Source organism: Duganella sp. Dugasp78 (assembly GCF_059491455.1).
The window spans coordinates 5851077-5874995 of record NZ_CP168506.1; the positions used below are offsets into that span (position 1 = coordinate 5851077).

Annotated in this window: 20 protein-coding genes; 9 read left to right on the forward strand and 11 right to left on the reverse strand. The window is 63.2% G+C overall.

Features of this window, described 5'->3' with window-relative positions:
* Window positions 1-84 precede the first annotated feature (84 nt).
* The 6 genes from ACEN9O_RS25890 to ACEN9O_RS25915 all read left to right on the forward strand — a co-directional run bounded on the left by ACEN9O_RS25890 (window position 85) and on the right by ACEN9O_RS25915 (window position 8175).
* A complete protein-coding gene (locus ACEN9O_RS25890) occupies window positions 85-591 on the forward strand; it encodes a dihydrofolate reductase (RefSeq protein ID WP_495614662.1) in 507 nt (168 codons plus the stop codon).
* Window positions 592-596: 5 nt separating this feature from the next.
* Window positions 597-1217 carry a DUF4337 domain-containing protein gene (locus ACEN9O_RS25895; protein WP_495614663.1) on the forward strand — a complete coding sequence of 207 codons (621 nt, stop codon included), beginning with the start codon at window positions 597-599 and terminating at the stop codon, window positions 1215-1217.
* 190 nt (window positions 1218-1407) lie between these two features.
* Window positions 1408-3660: an Orn/Lys/Arg family decarboxylase gene (locus ACEN9O_RS25900; protein ID WP_495614664.1), complete on the forward strand. Its 2253-nt coding sequence runs from the start codon at window positions 1408-1410 to the stop codon at window positions 3658-3660.
* A 352-nt stretch (window positions 3661-4012) separates the two neighbouring features.
* Complete coding sequence (locus tag ACEN9O_RS25905) at window positions 4013-5809, forward strand: DUF1800 domain-containing protein (RefSeq protein ID WP_495614665.1); 1797 nt, start codon at window positions 4013-4015, stop codon at window positions 5807-5809.
* 10 nt (window positions 5810-5819) lie between these two features.
* On the forward strand, window positions 5820-7253 hold the full coding sequence (locus ACEN9O_RS25910; RefSeq protein WP_495614666.1) for a DUF1501 domain-containing protein: 1434 nt from the start codon (window positions 5820-5822) through the stop codon (window positions 7251-7253).
* Between the two features lie 115 nt (window positions 7254-7368).
* Window positions 7369-8175, forward strand: coding sequence for a lipid II flippase Amj family protein (locus ACEN9O_RS25915; RefSeq protein ID WP_495614667.1), 807 nt, complete (start codon window positions 7369-7371; stop codon window positions 8173-8175).
* Here ACEN9O_RS25915 and ACEN9O_RS25920 read toward each other — a convergent pair whose 3' ends face one another.
* Both ACEN9O_RS25920 and ACEN9O_RS25925 read right to left on the reverse strand, forming a co-directional pair.
* A complete protein-coding gene (locus ACEN9O_RS25920; protein WP_495614668.1) occupies window positions 8176-9048 on the reverse strand; it encodes a dioxygenase family protein in 873 nt (290 codons plus the stop codon). It abuts the gene before it with no gap.
* A gap of 26 nt (window positions 9049-9074) precedes the next feature.
* Complete coding sequence (locus ACEN9O_RS25925) at window positions 9075-9620, reverse strand: Spy/CpxP family protein refolding chaperone (RefSeq protein ID WP_495614669.1); 546 nt, start codon at window positions 9618-9620, stop codon at window positions 9075-9077.
* Window positions 9621-9826: 206 nt separating this feature from the next.
* On the opposite strand from ACEN9O_RS25925, the gene ACEN9O_RS25930 reads away from it, so the two are divergent.
* Complete coding sequence (locus ACEN9O_RS25930; protein WP_495614670.1) at window positions 9827-10519, forward strand: response regulator; 693 nt, start codon at window positions 9827-9829, stop codon at window positions 10517-10519.
* 3 nt (window positions 10520-10522) lie between these two features.
* Complete coding sequence (locus tag ACEN9O_RS25935) at window positions 10523-12073, forward strand: sensor histidine kinase (protein ID WP_495614671.1); 1551 nt, start codon at window positions 10523-10525, stop codon at window positions 12071-12073.
* Between the two features lie 4 nt (window positions 12074-12077).
* Here ACEN9O_RS25935 and dcd read toward each other — a convergent pair whose 3' ends face one another.
* Both dcd and ACEN9O_RS25945 read right to left on the reverse strand, forming a co-directional pair.
* On the reverse strand, window positions 12078-12644 hold the full coding sequence (gene dcd / locus ACEN9O_RS25940; RefSeq protein WP_495614672.1) for a dCTP deaminase: 567 nt from the start codon (window positions 12642-12644) through the stop codon (window positions 12078-12080).
* A 55-nt stretch (window positions 12645-12699) separates the two neighbouring features.
* Complete coding sequence (locus ACEN9O_RS25945) at window positions 12700-13533, reverse strand: alpha/beta hydrolase (protein ID WP_495614673.1); 834 nt, start codon at window positions 13531-13533, stop codon at window positions 12700-12702.
* 130 nt (window positions 13534-13663) lie between these two features.
* On the opposite strand from ACEN9O_RS25945, the gene ACEN9O_RS25950 reads away from it, so the two are divergent.
* Window positions 13664-15040 carry an oxygenase MpaB family protein gene (locus tag ACEN9O_RS25950; RefSeq protein WP_495614674.1) on the forward strand — a complete coding sequence of 459 codons (1377 nt, stop codon included), beginning with the start codon at window positions 13664-13666 and terminating at the stop codon, window positions 15038-15040.
* A gap of 38 nt (window positions 15041-15078) precedes the next feature.
* Here ACEN9O_RS25950 and ACEN9O_RS25955 read toward each other — a convergent pair whose 3' ends face one another.
* The 7 genes from ACEN9O_RS25955 to ACEN9O_RS25985 form a co-directional block, all read right to left on the reverse strand.
* Window positions 15079-17556: a DNA internalization-related competence protein ComEC/Rec2 gene (locus ACEN9O_RS25955; RefSeq protein WP_495614675.1), complete on the reverse strand. Its 2478-nt coding sequence runs from the start codon at window positions 17554-17556 to the stop codon at window positions 15079-15081.
* Window positions 17557-17678: 122 nt separating this feature from the next.
* Window positions 17679-19286 carry a GMC family oxidoreductase gene (locus ACEN9O_RS25960; protein WP_495614676.1) on the reverse strand — a complete coding sequence of 536 codons (1608 nt, stop codon included), beginning with the start codon at window positions 19284-19286 and terminating at the stop codon, window positions 17679-17681.
* Between the two features lie 54 nt (window positions 19287-19340).
* Window positions 19341-20315: an ABC transporter ATP-binding protein gene (locus ACEN9O_RS25965; protein ID WP_495614677.1), complete on the reverse strand. Its 975-nt coding sequence runs from the start codon at window positions 20313-20315 to the stop codon at window positions 19341-19343.
* The gene (locus ACEN9O_RS25970) at window positions 20291-21091 is read right to left on the reverse strand and encodes an ABC transporter transmembrane domain-containing protein (protein ID WP_495614678.1); all 801 of its coding nucleotides are present in this window, start codon (window positions 21089-21091) and stop codon (window positions 20291-20293) included. Before ACEN9O_RS25970 ends, ACEN9O_RS25965 begins: the two co-directional genes overlap by 25 nt.
* Entirely contained in the window at window positions 21088-22044 is a 957-nt protein-coding gene (locus tag ACEN9O_RS25975) for a MauE/DoxX family redox-associated membrane protein (RefSeq protein ID WP_495614679.1), read from the reverse strand. Before ACEN9O_RS25975 ends, ACEN9O_RS25970 begins: the two co-directional genes overlap by 4 nt.
* Window positions 22041-22919 carry an SDH family Clp fold serine proteinase gene (locus ACEN9O_RS25980; protein WP_495614680.1) on the reverse strand — a complete coding sequence of 293 codons (879 nt, stop codon included), beginning with the start codon at window positions 22917-22919 and terminating at the stop codon, window positions 22041-22043. The genes ACEN9O_RS25975 and ACEN9O_RS25980 overlap by 4 nt, the downstream gene beginning before the upstream one ends.
* Complete coding sequence (locus ACEN9O_RS25985) at window positions 22904-23914, reverse strand: ATP-grasp domain-containing protein (protein WP_495614681.1); 1011 nt, start codon at window positions 23912-23914, stop codon at window positions 22904-22906. The genes ACEN9O_RS25980 and ACEN9O_RS25985 overlap by 16 nt, the downstream gene beginning before the upstream one ends.
* Between the last annotated feature and the right edge of the window lie 5 nt (window positions 23915-23919).

Genomic DNA, 23919 nt, shown 5'->3' on the forward strand with positions numbered 1-23919 from the left:
TGTCAAAATTTGAACGATAATGACGGCAGCCGCGATCCCGCGCCGCTTCACCTGTTAATTTTCAGTGGTTGTCTGCTAATTGTCATGAATGAAATCACCATCATTGTCGCCATCGACGCCCAGCGCGGCATCGGCCTCAACAACACCCTGCCCTGGCACCTGCCGGAGGACCTGGCGCACTTCAAGCGCCTGACCAGCGGCCACCCCATCGTGATGGGCCGCAAGACCTTCGATTCCATCGGCCGCCCCCTGCCCAACCGGCGCAACATCGTCGTCACCCGCAACGCCGACTGGCGCCATGACGGCGTGGAAGCAGTGGACTCGCTGCCCGCCGCCCTGGCGCTGGCGGGAGAGCAGCCCTTGTTTATTATTGGTGGCGCCCAGATCTTCGAGCAGGCTTTGCCGTTGGCGAACCGCCTCGTGATCACCGAGATAGAATCCAGTTTCGCATGCGATACTTTCTTCCCCGTGCTGGACCACGCACAATGGGTGCAAAGCGAACGCAAGAATTATGAAGCGGCCAATGGCCTGCGCTATGCCATCGTCGAGTGGCAACGCGCCACCCCGTCCACCCCTACCGATAGGAAATAACAACGATGTCTGGAGATGGTTTTCACGTACACGGACCGCATGATCACGCGGTCGAACACGCTGCCCACGGCAGCGATGGCTTTTCCAACAATATCGCCGTCATGACGGCGATCCTGGCCACCGTCGGCGCCACCTTCGGCTACCTGGGCGGCGCCACGCAGAACGACGCGGCGCTGTTCAAGAACAACGCGGCCATCGACAAGACCCAGGCCGCCAATAGCTGGAACTACTACCAGGCCAAGTCCGGCAAGCAGAACCTGGCCGAGCTGGCCATGTCGCTGCCGGGCATCGATCCGAAGAAGTACGAGGCCGACATGGCCCGCTACAAGTCGGAGAAGGAAGACATCAAGAAGGATGCCGAAAAGTGGGAGGAATCCTCTAAAGAGTGGAACCACAAGTCGGACGAGGCCATGCACGAGCACCACCAGTGGGCGCTGGCCACCACCGCCGAGCAGATCGCCATCTCGCTGGCCGCCATCACCCTGCTGACCCGCAAGAAATGGATGATGGGCCTGGCCTACGGCGTGGCCGGCGTCGGCATCGCGCTGGGCGCGTTTGCCTGGTTCCACGTCGATCCGGTCGGCCAGATGCTGGCCAAACTGGGCGGTGGCGCGGTCGGACACTGAACGTGTAATACCGTGGTCATAGTATTGCGGCAACCTTAACCGGGTTGTTGCAATATTTTTTTCCCGCAGCGGCCCCATTTCTGCGAGAATCCCGTTCTTATTTTTTTTATGCGACTGCTCAGTGGGTGGTCGCGCCCTAGTCCGCCCCTCCACACAAAGTCAGGGGCGGCTTGCTTTTTTGGAGACATGCATGAAATTTCGTTTCCCCATCGTCATCATCGACGAGGATTTCCGTTCCGAGAACACGTCCGGCCTGGGCATTCGCGCCTTGGCCGACGCCATGGAAAAAGAAGGCATGGAAGTGGTGGGCGTGACCAGCTACGGCGACCTGTCCCAGTTTGCCCAGCAGCAGTCGCGCGCCTCGGCCTTCGTGCTGTCGATCGACGATGAGGAATTCGGCGGCGGCTCGGTCGAGGAGACCGACACCGCGCTGAAGTCGCTGCGCGCCTTCGTCGAGGAAATCCGCTACAAGAACGCCGACATCCCGATCTACCTGTACGGCGAAACCCGCACCTCGCGCCACATCCCCAACGATATCCTGCGCGAGCTGCACGGCTTCATCCACATGTTCGAGGACACGCCGGAGTTCGTGGCGCGCCACATCATCCGCGAAGCCAAGTCCTACCTGGACGGCCTGTCGCCGCCGTTCTTCCGCGCGCTGGTACACTACGCCAACGACGGCTCCTACTCGTGGCACTGCCCCGGCCACTCCGGCGGCGTGGCCTTCCTGAAGTCGCCGATCGGCCAGATGTTCCACCAGTTCTTCGGCGAGAACATGCTGCGCGCCGACGTCTGCAACGCCGTCGAAGAGCTGGGCCAGCTGCTGGACCACACCGGCCCGGTGGCCGCGTCCGAGCGCAACGCCGCCCGCATCTTCAACGCTGACCACTGCTACTTCGTCACCAACGGCACCTCGACCTCGAACAAGATGGTCTGGCACTCGACGGTGGCGCCGGGCGACATCGTCGTGGTCGACCGCAACTGCCACAAGTCCATCCTGCACTCGATCATCATGTGCGGCGCGATTCCGGTGTTCCTGATGCCGACCCGTAACCACCTGGGCATCATCGGTCCGATTCCGCTGGAAGAGTTCACGATGGAGAGCATCCAGCGCAAGATCGAGGCCAACCCGTTCGCGCGCGAAGCCGTGAACAAGAAGCCGCGCATCCTGACCATCACCCAGTCGACCTACGACGGCGTGGTCTACAACGTGGAGACCCTGCGCGAAATGCTGGACGGCCAGATCGACACCCTGCACTTCGACGAAGCCTGGCTGCCGCACGCCACCTTCCACGATTTCTACAAGAACATGCACGCGATCGGCAAGGACCGCCCGCGCGCCAAGGAGTCGATGATTTTCTCGACCCAGTCCACCCACAAGCTGCTGGCCGGCCTGTCGCAGGCCTCGCAGGTGCTGGTGCGCGAGTCGGAGTCCGTCAAGCTGGACCGCGACGCCTTCAACGAGGCCTACCTGATGCACACCTCGACCTCGCCGCAATACTCGATCATCGCCTCGTGCGACGTCGCCGCGGCCATGATGGAGGCGCCGGGCGGCACCGCGCTGGTGGAAGAATCGATCCTTGAGGCGCTGGACTTCCGTCGCGCGATGAAGAAGATCGACCAGGAATGGGGCAAGGACTGGTGGTTCCAGGTGTGGGGCCCGCAGGAGTTCGCCGAGGAAGGCATTGGTTCGCGCGAGGACTGGGTTATCCGCGCCGAGGACGACTGGCACGGCTTCGGCAAGCTGGCGCCGGGCTTCAACATGCTGGACCCGATCAAGGCCACCATCGTCAACCCGGGCCTGTCGCTGGACGGCCAGTTCGCCGAGACCGGCATTCCGGCGTCCATCGTCACCAAGTACCTGGCCGAGCACGGCGTGATCATCGAGAAGTGCGGCCTGTACTCGTTCTTCATCATGTTCACCATCGGCATCACCAAGGGCCGCTGGAACACGCTGCTGACGGCGCTGCAGCAGTTCAAGGACGATTACGACAAGAACCAGCCGATGTGGCGCATCCTGCCGGAGTTCGCGGCCGCCAACCCGACCTACGAGAAAATGGGCTTGCGCGACCTGTGCCAGCAGATCCACGATTTCTACAAGGCCTACGACGTGGCGCGCCTGACCACCGAGATGTACCTGTCGGACATGATCCCGGCCATGAAGCCGTCGGACGCCTTCGCCAAGATGGCGCACCGCGAAATCGAGCGCGTCGCCATCGACGAGCTGGAAGGCCGCATCACGTCCATCCTGCTGACGCCTTACCCGCCGGGCATTCCGCTGCTGATCCCTGGCGAGCGCTTCAACAAGACCATCGTCGACTACCTGCGCTTCGCGCGCGACTTCAACGAGCGCTTCCCCGGCTTCGAGACCGACGTGCACGGCCTGGTCAAGCGCGAGGTGGACGGCAAGCGCGGCTACTTTGTGGATTGCGTCAAGCAATAAACTCCAGTTGTATAGACAAGAAAAGCGGCTTCGGCCGCTTTTTTTTTTGCTTATGGCCATTTTGATAGCACTGTTGGCAATTTCTGCGATCAAAAACACCAAATTTACACAGAATAAAGTTTAGTCGCACGTGTCAATATTCAAATATTATGTTGCCCAATTGTGACATTATCAAAAATTAATATTCATGTTCTTCTATATAAGTTCTCATAAAAATGCGCTATCTTCGCCCAAAATCAGCTAAAAGAATTTTCAATTGTCAATGTTTCCTAACACCAATGAAAACCGAAAATACCGCAGATTCAGATTTTTCCTATAATCAGCTCCATCGAATCTTTACTTGGAGCAACAAATGCACACAGGAAAATTTCAGCGCAGTATCGGTGTCATAGCCATCCTGGCTTTGAGCGCCTGTGGCGGCGGCAATAACGCCGGCACCTCCTCTTCTGGCGGCACCCTGGAACGCCTGCTATCGAGCGTCGGCCTGAGCGACACCAACACCAATACCACGACCGCGGCGTCCACCGCCAGCGCTACCAGCCCCGCTACGGGCCGGGTCCGCATGGGTGCCAGCACCGAAGCCACCGCGCAGATCACCCCTGCGGAGGCGTCCCGCTTCCTGACCCAGGCCACGTTTGGCCCCACCATCACCAGCATCAATGCCGTGGCAGCAAGCGGCCGCGACGCCTGGATCACCAATGAGTTCACCAAGCAGCAAAACGGGCACCTGACCTATTTAAATGGTCTGGTGGCAACCCAAGGCCCGGCCGCGATGAGTATCGATAATCTCAACGCCAATATTTGGCGGCAAATGGTGGCCGGCGACGACCAGCTACGCCAGCGTGTCGCTTTCGCCCTGTCGCAGATATTTGTCATCTCTCAGCAGGACAGCAACATCTATATGCGCCCCGCGGGAGTCGCCTCGTACTACGACGTGCTTGAAAAATATGCCTTCGGAAACTATCGCGATCTGCTGCAGGCGGTCGCGCTGCATCCGATGATGGGGCTGTACCTGAGCCATTTGCACAACCAGAAGGAAAGCGGCACGCGCATGCCGGACGAGAATTTCGCGCGCGAAATCATGCAACTGATGTCCATCGGCCTCTACCAGTTGAACCCGGATGGCACGCCCACACTGGTCAACGGCAAGGAGGTGGAAACCTACCGTCACGAGGATGTCGCCGGCCTGGCCAAGGTGTTTACCGGCTGGAGCTGGGCCGGCCCGGACCGCACCGAGGCCCGGTTTATGGGCGTAACGGTCGATCCGACACGCGAGTTTGTGCCGATGCTGATGTACCCGGCCTATCACTCGATTTCCGACAAAACCTTCCTGGGCGTTACCGCAGTAGGCGGCGCAACCGGCGAGCAAGATCTGAAGCTGGCGCTCGATACGCTGTTCAACCATCCCAACGTCGGTCCGTTCATCGGTCGCCAGTTGATTGAACGGCTGGTCACCAGCAACCCCAGCCCCGCGTACGTCGGCCGGGTGGCGGCAGCCTTCGCCGACAACGGCCAGGGCGTACGCGGCGACATGAAAGCGGTCATCCGGGCCATTCTGCTCGATCAGGAAGCGATGACGCCTGGCAGCACCGCCAAGATGCGCGAGCCGGTGATACGCCTGACCAACTGGATGCGCGCGTTCAACGCCAAGGCCAGTACTGGCTTGTACATGATCGGGCCGCTGGACGATCCGGCCATGGGCCTGGCTGAGAGCCCGCTGCGATCGCCAACCGTGTTCAACTTCTACCGCCCTTCATACTCGCCGGCCAACACCACACTGGAGACGGCAGGACTGGTGGCGCCGGAAATGCAGATCACGGCCGAGCCTTCGGTGATTGGCTATCTGAACTACATGCAAAACGCCATTGTCTGGGGCACCGGGGTCGGCAGTGCGATCAAGCCCAACTACAGCACCGAAATCGCCCTGGCCGCGACGCCGGACCTGCTGCTGGACCGTATCAACCTCCTGCTCATGAACGGCAATATGTCCACCACGCTGCGCAGCCAGATCCTGGCCGCCCTCAACAACGTGCCGCAGGCGGTACCCAACGGAACCAACGACGCCAAGGTCACCGAACAGAGAAGCTACCGGGTCTACGCCGCCATTTTCCTGGCCATGGCCTCGCCTGAATACATCATCCAGCAATAAGGAGCACAACATGTCCAACCATCACCCATCCCGTCGCCGCTTCCTGGGCAATATGCTGGCGCTGGCCGGCGGCAGCGCCGCGCCCTTCACTCTCAACCTGGCCGCCATGGGCACGGCGGCGGCGCAGACCGCCAGCGACTACAAGGCGCTGGTCTGCGTGTACCTGGCCGGCGGCAACGACAATTTCAACACCCTGCTGGCCACCGACAGCACGTCCTGGAGCGAATATATGCGCATCCGCAACGTCGGCGGCAGCAACGACACGATCGCCCTGCCAGCGGTGGGCGCGGTCGGCGGCGTGCTGCCGATCACCCCGCTCACCACGCAAGCCGGCCGCAGCTTCGCCTTGCATCCCAGCCTGCAGCCGTTAAAGACGCTGTTTGACGCCGGCCGCGTCGGCATCGTCTCGAATGTCGGCACCCTGATCCAGCCCACCACCAAGACCCAATATCTGGCGAGCAGCGTGCCGGTGCCGCCACGCCTGTTTTCCCACAACGACCAGACCGCGATCTGGCAATCGCTGCAGCCCGAGGGCAGCAAGACCGGCTGGGGCGGCCGCATGGCCGACATGATGATGTCCTCCAACAGCAACGCCACCTTCACGTCCATTTCCAATGCAGGCAACGCGCTGTTCCTGAGCGGTGCCAGCGCCCGCCAGTTCCAGATCAGCGGCACCAGCATGGCACCCATCCTCAACCTGGACGGCAACCTGTACGGCACCAGTGCCAGCGCCAATCCGCTGCGCGCCATCATCACTGCCGACCAAAGCAACCTGTTCCAGAAAGAGCATGCGGCGGTGGTGCGCAACGCCATCGCTGCGCAAGCGACGCTGTCTGCCGCCATGCCCGCCGCCGGCACCGGCGTGCCCAATCCGACCTGGTATGTCAATCCGGTGAATGGCGTCGCCGCCGTCAATCCGCTGGCGGTGCAATTGCAGACGATCGCGCGCATCATTGCCGGCCGCAACACCCTGGGAGCCAAACGCCAGGTGTTTTATGTCAGCCTGACCGGCTTCGACACGCACGATATACAAAAGTCCAAGCACGCCGACCTGATGGCCAAGCTGGCGCACGCCCTGGCTTATTTCGACAGCACCATGGCCAGCCTGCAGGGCATCGACATGCGCAAGCAAGTCACGTTATTTACCGCCTCCGATTTCGGCCGCACCTTCTCCAGCAACGGCGACGGCACCGACCACGGCTGGGGCAGTCATCACTTCGTGATGGGCGGCGCCGTCAAGGGGCAGGACATTTACGGCGCCATGCCGACCACCGGCCTCGGTCACGAGTTGGATGTGGGCTCCGGCTCGCTGCTGCCGACCACGTCGGTCGACCAGTACGGTGCCACGCTGGCCAGCTGGTTCGGCCTGACCGCCACCCAGATCGTCGACGTGTTCCCGAACATCGCCAACTTCAGCAATCGCAACCTGGGCTTCATGTCCTGATCACGCGGGCGCGCGTCAGCACGTTGAGCACGCCCGCTTATCGGCTACTTCAGCACCCGTCACCGTGGCTTTATGAGATGATGCCGGATCCGCAACAAGCGCCCGCGCATCCCTCATGGACAAGCAACTGGTATTCATCTGTTTTCTGACGTTCGTGATACACATCATCGGCACCCTCGCCTACTCGGTGAGGATAGCCGGGGTGCGCACCCGGCGCATCGCCGTGTCGCTGGCCCTGTTCAGCATCCTGGTGCTGGTGTCGCGCACCTCCAATTCCTTCCTCGGCCCCTTCCTGGCCAAGCGCATCGAGCTGAGCCTGGCCCAGCCGCTGGCGGCCGACCATGTGCTGTCCGACCTGCGCTGGCTGCTGCTGGCGGCCACGCTGGCGACGCTGGCCGGGGCGATCCTGATCCCGACCTTCCAGCGCGTGTTCTGCCGCGCGGTCGAGCATTTCCAGGTGCACCGCTCGGTGCCCAAGCTACTGCTGCACGGCTTTTTCAAGGGCGGGCTGTCCTACGTTAAGGACGTGGCCGCCATGCCGTCGACCGGGAATGTGCGCGGCCTGCGCGACAGCGGCAGCGTGTCGATGTCGGTGACCTTGCTCAACGTCGGCGCGGTGGCGCTGTGGACCGTCGGCGTGTTCGCCTCGCTGTACGCGGGCGTGCTCGATCCCGAAGTGCGGGTCACGTCCAGCACGCTGTCCTCCATCATCAACGGCGGCGCCACCGTGATGATGGCGGTGTTCATCGATCCCCACATGTCGGGCATGACCGACGACGTGGTCGAAGGCCGCGTCAGCGACACCCAGTTCCGCCGCGCCGTGGTCTGGCTGGTCGGCAGCCGCCTGGCCGGCACGCTGCTGGCGCAGATGCTGCTGGTGCCCTCGGCCGCCCTGATCGTCTGGGTGGCCAAGGTGCTGTGATCAGCCTGCCACGCCCACCGTCAGCGTCGCCACATAACCGTCGGTGGCGTTGCCGGTGACGGTGGCCAGCTGCAGGGAATAACCGTCGCTGAAGATGTTGTCGGTGGCGTAGCTGATCTGCGCCAGGTTGCGCACGCTGGCGCTGTAGCCGGCGGCGGCGTAGACCTCGTTGAGCGTCGCCATCGGGAAGGTGAACTGCGAGGTCTTGATGCGGTTGGCCGCGCTGGTGCTCCTGGCCAGTGTCGGATAGACCTCGAAGTGCACGTGCGGCATGCGGCCCGAATAGCAACCGGGGAAGATGGTCTGGAACGTGACGTTGCCGCTGCTGTCGCTGGCCTGCACGCCGCGCAGGTAGTTCTGGTCCGTGACCCCGTTCGAATACAGCGAGTAGTTGCCGTCGCGGTCGCAGTGCCAGAGATAGACCGCGTAGCCGGACAGCACGGCGCAACTGCCGTTGGCGTTGACGATCTGCAGCTTGATGGTCAGCGGCACGCCGGCCGCGACGCCGGTCGGGCCGTTGAAGCTGCTGCGGATGTCGCTGCGCACCACGCCCGACTGCGTCAGCACGTTGACCACGCCGCCGTTGTTGCTGTTGGTGCCGTCGCCCGGATACGGGCCGCCGGTTTCCTCGGGGATCACTGCGCACGAGCTGGCCGGGGTGGTGGTCGTGGTGGTCGAGGCGGTGCCCGACGTCGAGGTGGCACTGGTGCTGTCGCTGGACGATGAGCCGCCTCCGCCGCAGCCAAGGACCGGCAGCGCCGAGGCCCCGGTCAGCAGCCAGCGCAAGGTCTGGCGACGGCCGGTGGCCAGGTTCAACATGGCGCTCAGGTCGGCCGCCAGGCAGTGCTCGTGGGTCTCGTCGTGGAATGGCATTTCTTCTCCTTGCGTATAAAAGTGCGTCACGGACGCGGCATGCGGCGGGCTTCGCCTTCCACCTGTTTCTTGCGCTGCTCCGGAGTCAGCACGCCCAGCAGCTTCTGTTCGGTGCGCACATGCTGCAAGGCGATGTTGGCCATCGCCGTCGCGGCATCCTTGGCCAGCGCTGCGGCCTTGGCATCGTCGTACTGGTCAGCGCCACCCAGCGCGCGCAAGGCTTCGTGCGCCTTGGCGGCGGCTTTGCCCTGGTCGCGCAGATACGGTTCCTGCGCATACAGGATGGCAAAGACCTTGTCTTCCTGCGCCTCGCTCAGTTCGATGCCGTGCACGAACGGCGGACGGCCGAGCATGCCGGGGCCGCCAAACGGCGGCATGCCCGGGTGGAAGCCCGGACCGGGGCCGCGGCCGGCGGCGCCATGTTCCGGGCCGTCCTGCCTCATCATCGATGGGCGGCCGCCATCGTCGCCTCCCAGGTCATCGGCACGGACGGCGCCGCCCGCGGCAAACAGCGGCAACGCCATGGCGGCGGCCAGCAAGATATTGTGTAAGCTGGTTTTGGGAGTTTTCATACAAACAATCCTTGGTTGGTAGGGAGTGGCCATTCTCTGGCCGCCCCGTGTAAAGCGCCGTAAGCCACGGGTAAATCGATGTAAAGATGGCCGTTTTGACACCCAATTGGTGCCAGGCAACGCGTTGTAAATCGGGGTAAAAGACCGCCGGCCCGGCCTGCTTGGCTGATATGATCGGCGCATCGACATAGAAAGAAACGCGCGGCATGAAGAGCAAAGTACTGCTGATAGACGACGACATCGAGCTGGTGGGCATGTTCAAGGAATACCTGGAACAGGAAGGCTTCGACGTCAAAATGGTGCACGACGGCGAGGCCGGCACCGCCGAGGCCTTCACCGGCCTGTATTCCATCGCCATCCTGGACGTGATGATGCCGCGCATGAACGGCCTGGAGACGCTGCGCCGCATCCGCACCAACAGCCAGCTGCCCATCCTGATGCTGACCGGGCGCGGCGACGATACCGACCGCATCGTCGGCCTGGAGCTGGGCGCCGACGACTACGTGGCCAAGCCGTGTACCCCGCGCGAGCTGACCGCCCGCATCCGCGCCATCCTGCGCCGGTCGCAAAGCGCGCCGCTCGACAACGGCACAGCGGCCGCGCTGACCGTCGGCCAGCTGACCATGTGGCCGGAACAGCGGCGCGCGGCCTGGGCCGGCAACAAGCTGGAACTGACCAGCACCGAATTCAACCTGCTCGAAGTCCTGGCCCGCAACGCCGGCCGCCCGGTCAGCAAGAGCGCCTTGTCCGAACAGGGGCTGGGCCGGCCGCTGGCGCGCTTCGACCGCAACATCGACGTCCACCTGAGCAGCCTGCGGCACAAGCTCGGCACCATCGCCGACGGCCGCTCCTGCCTGCAAACCGTGTACCGCCTGGGCTATCAGCTGATCAAGGAGTAGCCCGTGGGCCGTCTGTTCTGGAAGTTTTTCGTCTGTATCCTGCTGGCGCAGCTGACTGCCACCGTCGGCATCGGCGGCGCCATCTGGCTCAAGAACCGCGATCAGCAAGCCAACCAGGCCAACGACCTGGACACCAGCCCGCCGGCCGAGATGGCGATCAGCTCGGCCGCCGCGACACTGGAGTTCGGCGGCGTCAAGGCACTGCGGCGTCTGCTGGAGAGTATGGAGCGGCACAAGGTGTTCGCAGTCGACGAGCAAGGCCATGAGCTGCTGGGGCGCACGATCAGCGCCGCCATGCTGCGCGAATCGCACACCCTGCTGAAGCAGGACGGCAAGCGGCACGTGGTGCGCCAGGTCGGCGACCCGGAAGGGAAACGATATATATTATTTATACCGTCGCATGGCTTGGGTCTCGACCGTCCACTGATGGCCGGCCTGGGCAGTACGCAAATGGCGCTGCAAAGCGGACCGGGGATGCCGCACGGCGGCCGGCCCGACGCGCCAGGCGGTGCCGGTCCAGGCCCCGATCCCCGCTTCGACCCCAGTCGCGCCGGCCCGCCGCCGGACGCCCCTCCGGGCAACGACCGCGGCTACGGCGGTCCTGGCGGTCCTGGCGGCCCCGGCGGCCCCGGCGACATGCGCGGCCCGCGCTTCCAGCCGCCGACCTTGTGGGTGCCGATCGCCGCCGCCACGATGGCCAGCCTGCTGTTCTCGATGCTGCTGGCATGGTACTTCTCGCGGCCGATCCGTGCGCTGCGGCAAGCCTTCGACGCCGCCGCCGGCGGCGACCTGGCGCCGCGCTTCGGCGCGGCCGGCAACGGCAGGCGCAACTCCGAGCTGAACGACCTCGGCCGCGACTTCGACCGCATGACGGCGCGCCTGCGCAGCCTGATCGACGGCCAGACCCGCCTGCTGCACGACGTCTCGCACGAACTACGTTCGCCCTTGGCGCGCCTGCAGGCGGCGATCGGCCTGGCGCACCAGCAGCCGGAAAAGCTGGCGGCCTCGCTGGAGCGCATCGAGCGCGAAAGCGTGCGCATGGATAAACTGGTGGGAGAGTTATTGACGCTGGCCCGCCTGGAAGCGGGCGCCATCAAGGCCAGCCAGGAAGAAATCAGCATGGCCGAGCTGCTGGAACAAATCGCCGACGACGCCAACTATGAGGCGTCGAGCCAGCAGCGCAGCGTGGTACAGGAAGGCGAAGCCGACGTGCTGGTCGCCGGTCAGGCCGATCTGCTGGGCCGCGCCATCGAAAACGTGGTGCGCAACGCCATCAAGCACAGCCCTGAGGGCGGCGTGGTGCAGCTGCAGACCCTGGCCGATGCCCGCAGCCTGAGCATCCGCGTGCTCGATCGGGGGCCGGGCGTGGCGCCGGACGAGCTGGACACCATCTTCCAGCCCTTCTTCCGCTCCAGCAGCGCCGGCACCGAAGGCCACGGCCTTGGGCTGGCGATCGCCCAGCACGTGATCGAAGCCTACGGCGGCAGCATCAAGGCCAGCAACCGTGCCGGTGGTGGCCTGTGCGTGGAGATGATACTGCCGGTGAAACGCTGACGGCTTAAGCTTTCGGCAAAGTGACGCCGTGCTGGCCCTGGTACTTGCCGTTGCGATCCTTGTACGACACGTCGCACACTTCATCGCTCTCGAAGAACAACACCTGCGCGCAACCTTCGCCGGCGTAGATCTTGGCCGGCAGCGGCGTGGTGTTGGAAAACTCCAGCGTCACATAACCTTCCCATTCCGGCTCGAACGGCGTCACGTTGACGATGATGCCGCAACGGGCATAGGTCGACTTGCCCAGGCAAACCGTCAGCACGCTGCGCGGGATGCGGAAGTATTCCATGGTGCGCGCCAGCGCGAACGAATTCGGCGGAATGATGCAGACGTCGCTCTTCACGTCGACGAAGGAGTTCGAATCGAAGTTCTTCGGATCGACGATGGTACTGTTGATGTTGGTGAAGACCTTGAACTCATCGGCGCAACGGATGTCGTAACCATACGACGAGGTGCCGTAGGAAATGACCTTGCGGCCCTCTTCCAGGCGTACCTGTTCCGGGAAGAACGGCTCGATCATCCCATGCTGCTCCGCCATACGGCGTATCCATTTATCGCTTTTAATCGTCATCGCAAGGCATTCCTAAAGTTCAGGGGCGGCGCAATTGCGCCGAATGCCCAAGATTTTACGCGAAAGCCTGCTTTTTAAGAACTTTTTTACCAGATTCGCTCAGCAGCCCGGCGATCATCTCGCGGGTCGCCTGCGCCGCCAGCGCTGGCGACTCCATCGGGAACAGATGCCCGCCCGGCACAATGCGGAAGTGCTTGCCCACCAGCGCCTGGGTGTGACCGAGGCCGGACTGGCTGGTTTCCCATGAATCGGTGCCGCCGATAAAGCCGATCGGCGCCGGGAACTGGCCCCGGACCAGCTTGGGCAGGTGGTGCGGCAAGCTGGCGTAGATGCTGGTTTCCACCTCGCGGGTAAAGCGCAGCTGCACGCCTTCAGGATGCGGCTTCAGGCCGCTCTCCATGTAGTCGGCCAACACGCCAGGCGCCCAGGCGGCGAACAAGTCCTTGCCGGCGAAGTGCTGGTAGGCCGCCTGTGCGTCCGGCCATACATTGCGGCGGCGGATGGAGAATTTCGCCGGCGGCACGCGGTTGGCATTGCCGCTCATTTTGATCAGGCGCCAGAACAGCGCGCGCCAGCCGGCCACCACCGGCGCGTCGAGCATGACGACGCAGCGCACCAGGTCAGGCCGGGCGTGCGCCACCATCAGGCTGAGCATGCCGCCCAGGGAGTGGCCGACCAGGATTACCGGCTCGTCGTAGCGGGTGGTGAGTTCGTTAATGTATTCGTTGACAAGATTTGGCCAGCCGTCGCTGACCGGGTAACGCGCGCTGTGGCCGTGCATGTCGAGCGCCTGGATATCGAAATCGTCGGCCAGCAGTTCGAAGTACTGGCGGTACACGCCCGCCGGGTAACTGTTGGCATGGGCAAAATGCAGCTTGGGCTTGGTCACAAGCGGTCTCCGTAGGATAGTTTTCGAGCCATTGTAATGGTTCGAACCGCGCCAAGCTTGGGGGAAAGGTTCTAATTTGACATGCCGATACTAACGCAATGCCCAAATCAACCGATGTATCATCCCCGACATGGAACCTATAAACCATGTACCGGCCGCCGACGACGCGCGCGCCTGGGAGTTGCGCGCCGACCCGCTGGCCGATAACACCATCGAACGCATCCTCGGACAATTCGACGGCGCGGCCACGCCCGCCATGTGGACGGCGATCGGCATCGTCAACCGCGAACTGGCGCAATGGCAGACCAATGGCCAGCTGGCCCGCTGGCAAGCCGGCGCCCAGACGCCGGCCGACATCGCCACCGCGCTGCAGGACTACCTCCGCAGCGGCCTGGCACTGCCGGCGTGGGCCGACACTGCCAAGATCGAGCGCGCCGAAACGCTGTTCTTCGACATGAGCATGATGTCCTGCACGCTGCTGTTCTGCTCCAGCCTGCCGGAGTGCTATATGCTGCCCGACCTGTCCGGCGTGCTGCACGTGGCCGGCCAGTTGGAAGGCCATGCCGACTACCGCATCCGCGCCACCGCCGCCATGCTGTTCCCGGTGATGATGAAGCATGGCCTGACCGGCGCCGACGGCGGCGGCGTGGCGCAAACGCTGAAGGTGCGCCTGATCCACGCCACCATCCGGCACCTGATCCTGCGCGGCAGTCCCGCTGCGGCAGCCGCCAAGGGCACGGCGCTTGCGCCGCTGGCGTTGCAGGCCGACGGCGCCTCCAGCCTGCACCAGTCCTTATACGCCTGCGGCTGGGACATCAATGCCGGCGGCCTGCCCTGCAACCAGCAGGAACTGGCCTACACGCTGCTGACCTTCCATTACATCTACCTGCGCGGCTTGCGCACGCTGGGCCTGGGCCTGCCGGCGGCCGACGAAACGGCCTACCTGCACGCCTGGAACGTCATGGGGCATATACTCGGCATCGAACGGCCCTTGATGGCGGAAACCATGGCGGAAGCAGAACAGCTATTCGCGCGCATGCAGGCGCGCGGGCGCGGCCAGTCCTGGCTACCCGATCCACGGCCCAGCCTGGGCGCGGCGCTGATGCAAACCATGCAGGATCAGATTCCGGTGCGCCTGCTGAAACCCTTCCCGGTGCTGCTGACCCGCCATCTGTGCGGCGCCCGGACCGCGGCCGACCTGGGCCTCACCGGCCGCGTGTCGCTGCTGTCGCGCGCCGTGTTCGCGCTGGGCCTGGGCCTGACCCGCGCCTTCGACAGCATGATGCGGCTGTTCGTGCCGGAGTTTTCGATCTGCCGGATGCTGACCCGCGCGGTCGGCTACCGCTTTACCGTCAAGGTGCTAATGGACCAGACCCGTCCTCTCAAGCTGCCCACCGGGCTGTTGAACCAGATGCGCGCAACGATGCAGCATTGGCAGCATGATCCCAAGGCGCCGCAATGGGTCAACAAGCTGGAAGCGCGCCTGAGCGGCCGCGCCGCTCAGTAGACGGTGCGATGTCGCCACCTCTTCCACCTGTGCGGAATTTAGCGGCCGTACCAGTAGCGGGCGTGGGTGTCGCGATATGCGTCCACTTCAACCGTGTCGCCAAAAGCCAGCGTCAGCGCGCCGCTCCGGTCGGTACGCAGGCGTTCGATGTGCATGGCGCCATAGCGCTCGTAGACTTCCGGCTTGGGATGGTGGTAGCGGTTGCGATAGCCGACCTGGAACACGGCGACCGAGGGCTGCACCGCCAGCAGGAATGGCATGCTGGACGACGTGCCGCTGCCGTGGTGCGGCGCGAGCAGCACATCGGCCCGCAACTGGCCGCCAGCGCGCGCCAGCAGCGCGGCTTCCTGCGGCGCCTCGATATCGGCCGCCAGCAGCATCGACCTGGTGCCGGCCGTGATCTTCAGGGTGCAGCCGCGCGCATTCGATTTCAGTGCCACGTCGCCGTAGCTGGCCGCCAGCGGGTGCAGCATCTCGAAGCGCACGCCGTCCCACTCCCAGCGCTGTCCCGCCGCGCAGTGCAGCTGCTGGCGCGCGGCCTTCGCAATCGGATGCAGCGGCGGCAGCGAGGACAGCACCCAGTCGACCCGCACGCCGTCCAGCACCGACAAGGCGCCGCCGGAGTGGTCGGCGTCGCTGTGGGTGACGATGATGCCGTCCAATGCGGCGATGCCACGCGCCTTCAGGTAAGGCAGTATCACGCGATTGCCGGCGTTGGAGGTGGGCGCGTAGACGGGACCGGTGTCGTACAGCAGGCGATGTTGACTGGTCTCGATCAGCAATGCCATGCCCTGCCCCACATCGAACGCGGTAACGGTCATGCGGCCCGACGCCGGATGCGATGGCTCGGCGGCCAGCAGCGGTATCCAGCTCGCCAGGCCCAGCCAACGCACCGGCCAGCCGCGCGGGGCGAGCAGCCAGATGGTGCCGCCCGTGGCCCAGCAGAATAGCCAGAACGGCGGCGTCGGCGCACTCCATACCGCATAACGCAAGCCGCTGAACCATTGCAGGCAGACGGCCAGCCACTCCACCAGCAGATGCGCAAGGCCGAGCACCGGCGCCGCCAGCAGCGAGGGCAGCACGCTGCCGACCAGCGCAAGCGGCGTGACCACAAGGCTGATCAGCGGGATCGCCACCGCATTCGCCAGCGGACTGACCGCCGAGACCTGCGCAAACAACAGCATCGTCAACGGCACCAGGCCGAACGTGACGACGTACTGAGTGTGCGCGCCGAGCAGCAAGGCTTGCCAGAGCCGCTCGCGGCGCGAAGGTCCGCCCGCAGGCGCAGGCCCGGCATCATGCGCGGCACGCGGCGGACGCGCAGGCCGCAGCGCGACGCGTCCAACGGTGGCATACAAGATCGTGGCGACCGCGCCGAACGACAACCAGAAACCCGGCCACAGCACCGCCCACGGATCGATCAGCACCACCACGCCGAGGGCGCTGCACAGCACCTGCGTCACGCTGGCGATGCGGTTCAGCCACAGCGCGACGGCGACCACCGTCAGCATGTACAAGGTGCGCTGCGCCGGCACGCCGAATCCGGCCAACAGCACGTAGGCCAGCCCCACCGTCGCGCCGACCAGTGCCGCCACTTTTTGCGCAGGCAGCAGCAAGGGCAACTGCGCACGCGTGAAGAACGAGTGGCGCCACAAGTTGAAAGCCCCCAGCGCGAACAGCCCCGCCACCATCGTGATATGCAAGCCGGAGATGGATATGAGATGGCCAATGCCGGTCCGGTTGAAGACATTCCAGTCGGATTGGTCGATGCCGCGCTGATCTCCAACCACCAGCGCGACGATTACGCCGGCGTAAGGCTTGCCCGGCAGCGCAGCCAATATGCGCGCCCGCAGCACCGCACGGGCATGTTCGATCACGTTGCCGACGCTGAGAACGAAACCGTCCAGGCGCAAGTTGCCGGGCGCCGGCCGCACATAGCCGGTCGCGCGCAGGCCTTGTTCCAGCAGCCACGCTTCGTAGTCGAAGCCATATGGGTTGGCATTGCCGTGGGGGCGTTGCAGCCGCACGGTCAGCTGCCAGCGCTCGCCGGGCTGCACATCGCCGACCTCAGTTACCTGGTCGCGGAAGCCCGCGTACCAGCCCAGCGAGATATGCGGAGGCACCGCGGCCTGCGCGCCGTTCAGCACGCGCTCCACCGCAAAGTTGAACCGCACGCCTTGATCGAAGCGGTACGGCAGATTGTCGATCGTGCCTACCAGAGTAAAATCGCGGCCCTCATCGGCGGGGGCCAGTTGTGGCGCCAGCACGCGGCTGGCCATCCAGGCGGCCCAGAAGAATCCCACCGTGCCGCCGGCCAGCAGCGATGTGGCGCTACGCAACGCGGTCGCAGCGTACGCGCTGAAACGGCAAACGCGCCGCAGCAGCCAGCCGCGCCACAACGCCAGCCAGATGGCGAGCAACAGCGCGGCCGCCACGCCAGAGGATGCAGAGGGCAGCGTCGCCTGCGTTTGCAGCAAGCCCGCTCCCGCAGCGAAGCCTGTCATCACCGCCCTCATCGCGCCGCCGCTCCTCAAGTATCGCAACAGTCCGATACTACGCAGTAGTGCTATGGCGACGTGAGTGACCTTATCGTACCTTGATGCAGATCATCCAGCGGCCTGCATCTGCATCACGCAGGCTAGGACGGGCTATTTTGCTTTTTCAGCAGTTGAGCGCCCTTGGCCCCGATCAAATAGGAAACACCCGCTGTATTACCGGTTACGGGAGTAGGTGCAATTGAAGCGTCAATAACACGAAGACCTGAAATGCCATGTACTTTAAGGTCCGGCCCCACTACTGAACTAAGCGGATCAGTACCCATTGTGCAGGTGCCAATGTAGTGCTGAATTGATACGGCAAATCGTTTAATATAGTCCTCAAGGTATTCGTCAAAAGACGTTTCCAAACCAAACCAAAACCAACCATCAGGTGCCGAAGGGCATGGAAATACGGTGGGCAGTAATGGTATCCCCCGCCAATCGTTCATCGCATCGTCCCATGAAATTTTGAGGGAAAGTTTAAGAGCGGATTTACATTGCTCAATGTCTGCAGGATCGCTCAGATAGTTCGGATCAACCAAAGGCAATACACACGGGTCGTTGGAAGCGAGCGTGATTGATCCACGGCTTTTAAGATGCATGGCTGCCATGCCGACGCTGTAATATGGAACATTCGGTATTTGCGGTGCGCCAGGAAGGTCGCTGCTGCAAACCTGCATTTCAAGGTTGACTTCCGCATATTTCGGATTTTTTGGGTCAAAATCCGGTTTATCAGATGCAAAAGCTCCCGACGTTATAAAACCGTACGGCTGTGCAGGCAATTGTTTTTTCTGGACAAACAGGGATGGCAGTCCAAGATCGTCGTAGAAATTCTTTCCCACAGCAGGCAAATCTTTTATTACCTTTATATCAAGCGCCTTCAGCTCATGTTTAGGCCCAACCCCGGAATGAAGCAGTATTTTAGGGCTGGCGATAGTGCCTGCGCTTAAAATTACCTCCCGCTTTACATAAACAGTTTTAAACTCCTTGTCTTTGTGATAGTACACCCCGGTCGCGGTCAGTTCGCCCTCTTCATTAAAAAGAATTTTATGTACAAATGCGCCGCATTCAACTTTTAATTTTTCTGGCTGGTTCGCGCTACCAATGTATTTTTCATAGCTGGTTGTACGCCTGGAACCCGCCCCGTCTTTGTCAATCGCAAACTGAAATGGTACGCAACCAAATTCGGTTTTATTTGAGTTGTAATTTTCATTATATGGCAGCCCCTGGCTTTCTGCCGCCGCAAAAACACTATTCACCCATTCATCGGGTTCACCTTTAACGATGCCTATTTTCTTTTCGAATTCATCAAAAAGCGGCTCAAGGCTTTCATAACCCCATCCGCTACAGCCAAGGCAATTTTCCCAATGATCGTAGGTGGTTTTTCCACCCCGCACATAAACCATGGCATTGTGGATTGTGCAACCGCCAAGTCCCTGTGACTGTTGCATAGATAGCGTTCGTTGGTTGAGGTTTTGTTGAGGGACGCTTTGATACCCCCACTCAATATCTTTGTCGGCCTGCACGAGGAACCAACGTTGGGGGTCCCATACATTCTGGTTGCCAGCATCAATAGCGCCGCCAGCTTCCAGAAGAAGTACCGTAAATCCGTCCGCTGCAAGGCTGCTTGCAACGATAGGGCCGGACGCTCCTGCGCCAATGACGACATAGTCATATACCGTGCTGCTATTTTCAATTTTACTGTTCACTTTATAGTCCTGTTTTAAGGTTCAGGTTAAAAACATTCCGGTAAAACAAATAGATCAGCCGGTACGGTAAGCGGTCAGCTGGTTCTGCATCAGGTGGAAGTACAAGCCATCACGTTGCTGGATCAGCTCCGCGTGCGCGCCCTGCTGCACAACCTCACCACCTTGCAGTACCAACGCGCGGTCTGCCTTGACAATGGTCGAATAACGATGCGCGATAACGATGGTGGTGCGCCCTTCCATCAGCTTGTCCAGCGCCTGCTGCACTTGCAGCTCGCTGGCCGAATCGAGCGCGCTGGTGGCTTCGTCGAGGATCAGTATCTTCGGATCGCGCAACAAGGCGCGGGCGATCGCGATGCGCTGCTTCTGCCCGCCGGACAGCTGCACGCCACGCTCGCCGACCACGGTGTCGTAACCGTGCGGGAAGCCGTCGATAAAATCGTGCGCGTTGGCCAGCCGCGCGGCATCGGCCACTTCGTCGCGCGTCGCCGGACGGTCCGGCACCGCGAAGGCGATGTTCTCAAAGATGCTGCCGGAGAACAGCGACGGCTCCTGTTCGACGATGGCGATGTGCTCACGCACGCCAGCAACGTCCAGCCGCTCCGACGGCACCCCGTCGAAGGCGATGCAGCCGCTATGCGGTTGGTAAAAGCCCAGCACCAAGCTGGCGATGGTGGACTTGCCCGCCCCCGACGCACCCACCAACGCGACGCACTCGCCCGCCGCGATCGTGAAGCTCACGCCGTCGAGCGCCAGTTTCTCCGGCCGCTCGGGGTAGACAAAACTGACGTCGCGGAACGCCAGGTCGCCACGCAGCGTTACAGCGTGCGCAGGCGACGGGGCAGGCTGCGCTTCGCTCTCGATAATCTCGAACACCCGCTCAGTGGCGCCGATGGTGCGCATCCAGTCGCTCCAGAAATCGCTGACCGCGCCCGACGAACTGGTGACCATACCGGCGTAGATCACAAAGCTGGTCAGCTCCCCGACCGACAAGCTGCCCTGGCCGATCATGCGCGCCGCGCCCCCAGCCACAAGGTCACCAGCAACGCCAGGTACATGACGAACGACGACACGCCGCGAAACGATGCGACCAGGCGCGTGTTGGAGATGGCCGCCGTCAATGCACGTGCGGTGGCGTCGGCATATTTGGCGCCGGCGCCGCGCTGCTGGTTGAACGCATGCACCAGCCGGATGTTGGTGAAGTATTCGTGCGCCACGCCACCGCATTCGGCCTGGCGCAGCTGGATGTCACGCGAGCGCTGACGCACGCGCTTGCCCAGCCAATCGCCCATGTACAGCGTCAACGGCACGTAGACCAGCAAGATCAGGCTGAGCACCGGAGAGATCAGCAGCAGCATGACGACGCAGCCGGCCAGCACGCATAGCGAGCGCAGTGAGATGGCCAGGCCCATGGTCAGCGTGTCGTGCAGGATTTCGACGTCGGCCGACAGGCGGCTGGTCAGCTCACCGACGTTGTGCTTGTCGTAGAAGCCCACCGGCTGTCGTATCAGCGCGCCATACAGCAAGCGGCGGATGCGCGCGACGATCATGTGCCCGGTCGACTCGAACAGGTAGAACCGCATGGTGGTCGCCACCGCTTGCAGCGCCAGCACCGCCGTCACGATCGCGGCGAAGGGCGCGAACCAGCTGCTGTCGTTCTTCAAGCCGATATGGTCGATGAAGTACGACAGCGCCCTCGGATAGCTCAATTCCACCAGCACCGTCAGCGCCATGAACAACAGGCCCAAGGCCAGGCGCGGCGCAAACACGCGCAGCAGCGCCAGCCTTTGCAGGTGCGGATTGCTCATGCGGCGGCCACTTCGTCCATCTGCGCGCGCAGGCTAAGCCAGTCGTCGTCGCCGATCAGGCCTGCCGCCTGCAAGTCGCCGGAGGCGCCGATGAACAGGTAGTAAGGCGCATACATCGCCGGATTCAGCCGCGCATAGCGGCGTGCGCTGACACGTACGGTGGCGGTGCGCAGCGCATCGTCGGTCAGAAAACGCCGTAGACGCCACGCTGGTTCGGCGCTGACCAAATAGATTTTCAGCCCGGCCTCTTGCGCCGGCGCCACCAGGCCGGCGATCTCCGCCAGCTTGCTGCGGCAGGTCGGGCAACGGCTGGACAGGAACAGCAGCGCAACCGCCTGCTCTACGCCGGGCAACATCACCGGCGTACCGTCATCGAGCACGCGTCCCATCACCGAGGCAACCTGCGCGCCCACCTGCAACGGCTGCGCGGCGCGCGAAGCGAGGAGCCGGACAATCAGCTCGTGCAGCCGGGCCAAGCCCGCCGCCAGCACCATGGCGACGGCGGCAGCCAGCGTCCACTGCATCGGATTCCAGCGCACGGCAGGCGCGGGCCAATAAAGCCAAGCGGCGATGACGACGATCAGCAGCGCGTTGCGCAGCAAGTCATAGGCGGACAAGGGACGATCCGCCTCGCCGAAGCAGCTGCAACGCACGCTGTCGGCGGTGACGTATTTGAAGCCGACGAAGACCGTAAAAAGTACCAGCAGCGTCAACGCGGCCGGCATCGCGATAGCCCTGGCCTGCGTGTCGCTGAACAGCATGAAGGCCAGCGCCGCTTCAGCCGATATCACGAGCGGCGCCAGCACCGCGCCGGCGTCCGCGCTCATGCCCATGGACTCGCTCAGGTTGGCGCGGAAGCGCAACGGCGCACGCAGTTTGCCGACGACGGCCAGCAGGAAAACGCCGCCGACCAGCAAGCGCACCACCAATGCCGCTGCCGCCGTCGCGATCATGCGGTGCCCGACCAGCGTGGCAGCAATCCGTCTTGCCGCCGGTAGCGAACCGTCACGCCATCGCGCGTGGCCAGCAAGGCCTCCTGCACCGGCGCCTCGACCGAGGCCCGGGCACCGCCGCCGATATGGGCTTGCAGCATTAGCGAGACATCCCATGTCAGGTCATCGATCTTTGGCTCGCTCCGCACGCGCAGGCCCAGCGACGCCAGCTCGTCGGCCGTGATGGCGTAATGGTGCGAGTGATAGCCTGACATCAGGTGTTCGACGATTTTCGCGCGCGCTTCGGCGTCATGTTGCGGCAGTTGATGGCGCAGCAGCTCCTCGCCGATCTGGCGCAGTTCCAGCGTGGTGCGGTAGAACGCCGTCAGCGTCGGCGGGAACACGCTTGCGCTCAACAGCGCCAAGGCCTCCGCGCGCGCCTGCCCTGCCTCCGCGCCGAACCAGGCGGCGCACATGTCGCCGAACAGCTGGATGTCCTGGGACGATACGGCGCCCGACTCGCCGCCATCGGCATCGCCCTGCAGATGCGGATCGATGGGCGAGAATATGGCCATCTCGCCAGCGATGATTTCGTCGGCCGCCAACGTCAAGAGCGTGGCCGACGACTGGCAATAGAACGGCACGATAAAAGTCAGCCGCTGCGCATACTCGCGCAGCAGCAGCGCGATGCGGCGCGCGGCGTTGACCACCCCACCCCGGCATTGCAGCACCACGTCCAGCTGCTCGCGGCGGCCGATGGCACGCAGCTGCTGGTACAGCGCGGGCAGCATTTCCATGTCCAGCTGGGACGCGGCCATCACCAGCACCCGGCTGCCGCGCAACGTTTCGAGCTGTTTGATTTTCTCCGGCAGATGTTCGTTCAGTGCGTGCGGCATGCTGCCTCCTCCAACAGCTGGCTGGCCAGCGTTTCCAGCAGATTGAATTCGGGGATCAGCTGCTCGATGAAGAGGAACTGTCCGGCGGGATTATTTTCGAGGAAGACGTATTCGCCTTCCGGCGTGACGATCAGATCCAGCGCGCTGAAGTTCAAGCCGTAGCTGGCCACCAGGTCCAGGCAGCGCTGCTCGATCTGCGGCGGCAGCATGGTCGGCTCGTAGCGGATGGGCGCCGACATGTCGCGGCAATCGACTGCCGTGCGGCTGTCGTCCTGGCTGTGGATCTTGGCGGCGAACACGCGCCGGCCGATGACGGTCACGCGCAGCTCGTACTGCTTGGCGATATAGCCCTGGAACTGGCAAGGCAGTTCGGCCACGGCGTCGATGGCTTCCATCATGCCTTCGTCAACGATCGTGGTGGTCAAGCCCTCGGCGACGCAATCGTCGGCGTCCACCTCTTCCGCCGCCAACGACGGCGTCGACATGGCTTTGAAGATCATCCGGTCCGGCAGCTGGCCGCGGAACTGCCGCACCTGCCCGGCCGAATTGGTGATCAGCGTCTCGGGTATGCGAAAGCCCATGCGCTGCGCGCGCTGTAATTGCTCGCCCTTCCACATGGCGCCGCGCATCGTCAGCGGATGGCCGATCCAGTAGCAGTCCAGGCCATACAACAGGCCGAACAAGGCTTGCTCGCTTTCGAGCCGGGCGTAGGCCAGTTCCTGTGCGCCGAGATCGTCGCTGCGATAGGCGAAGTCGCCGGGCTTGCGGGCCCAGACCGCGCCGATTTCGCCGGTGGCGATGCGCGCGCCCGATGGCAGGTGGCGGATCTCGCCATGGCAGCCGTGCGGATGGAAGGATTGAATCAGTTCGTAATCGCGGGGGAAGGCGTCGAGGTCCAGCCTGAAGAACGCGCCGCCTCGGGCCGTCAGGATGGGTGTCAGCAGATCCGCGTGCAGGTCGTCGCTGTGGGTGACGATCAGGATTTTGCCAGTCATGGAAT

Bases quoted from the DNA above. Each gene is read 5' to 3' on its own strand.
- ACEN9O_RS25895 (WP_495614663.1), top strand. From the start codon at position 597: ATGTCTGGAGATGGTTTTCACGTACACGGACCGCATGATCACGCGGTC.
- dcd (WP_495614672.1), bottom strand. From the start codon at position 12,644: ATGACGATTAAAAGCGATAAATGGATACGCCGTATGGCGGAGCAGCAT.
- ACEN9O_RS25950 (WP_495614674.1), top strand. From the start codon at position 13,664: ATGGAACCTATAAACCATGTACCGGCCGCCGACGACGCGCGCGCCTGG.
- ACEN9O_RS25905 (WP_495614665.1), top strand. From the start codon at position 4,013: ATGCACACAGGAAAATTTCAGCGCAGTATCGGTGTCATAGCCATCCTG.
- ACEN9O_RS25925 (WP_495614669.1), bottom strand. From the start codon at position 9,620: ATGAAAACTCCCAAAACCAGCTTACACAATATCTTGCTGGCCGCCGCC.
- ACEN9O_RS25910 (WP_495614666.1), top strand. From the start codon at position 5,820: ATGTCCAACCATCACCCATCCCGTCGCCGCTTCCTGGGCAATATGCTG.
- ACEN9O_RS25970 (WP_495614678.1), bottom strand. From the start codon at position 21,091: ATGAGCAATCCGCACCTGCAAAGGCTGGCGCTGCTGCGCGTGTTTGCG.
- ACEN9O_RS25890 (WP_495614662.1), top strand. From the start codon at position 85: ATGAATGAAATCACCATCATTGTCGCCATCGACGCCCAGCGCGGCATC.
- ACEN9O_RS25930 (WP_495614670.1), top strand. From the start codon at position 9,827: ATGAAGAGCAAAGTACTGCTGATAGACGACGACATCGAGCTGGTGGGC.
- ACEN9O_RS25900 (WP_495614664.1), top strand. From the start codon at position 1,408: ATGAAATTTCGTTTCCCCATCGTCATCATCGACGAGGATTTCCGTTCC.
- ACEN9O_RS25920 (WP_495614668.1), bottom strand. From the start codon at position 9,048: ATGCCATTCCACGACGAGACCCACGAGCACTGCCTGGCGGCCGACCTG.
- ACEN9O_RS25975 (WP_495614679.1), bottom strand. From the start codon at position 22,044: ATGATCGCGACGGCGGCAGCGGCATTGGTGGTGCGCTTGCTGGTCGGC.
- ACEN9O_RS25955 (WP_495614675.1), bottom strand. From the start codon at position 17,556: ATGAGGGCGGTGATGACAGGCTTCGCTGCGGGAGCGGGCTTGCTGCAA.
- ACEN9O_RS25985 (WP_495614681.1), bottom strand. From the start codon at position 23,914: ATGACTGGCAAAATCCTGATCGTCACCCACAGCGACGACCTGCACGCG.
- ACEN9O_RS25915 (WP_495614667.1), top strand. From the start codon at position 7,369: ATGGACAAGCAACTGGTATTCATCTGTTTTCTGACGTTCGTGATACAC.
- ACEN9O_RS25980 (WP_495614680.1), bottom strand. From the start codon at position 22,919: ATGCCGCACGCACTGAACGAACATCTGCCGGAGAAAATCAAACAGCTC.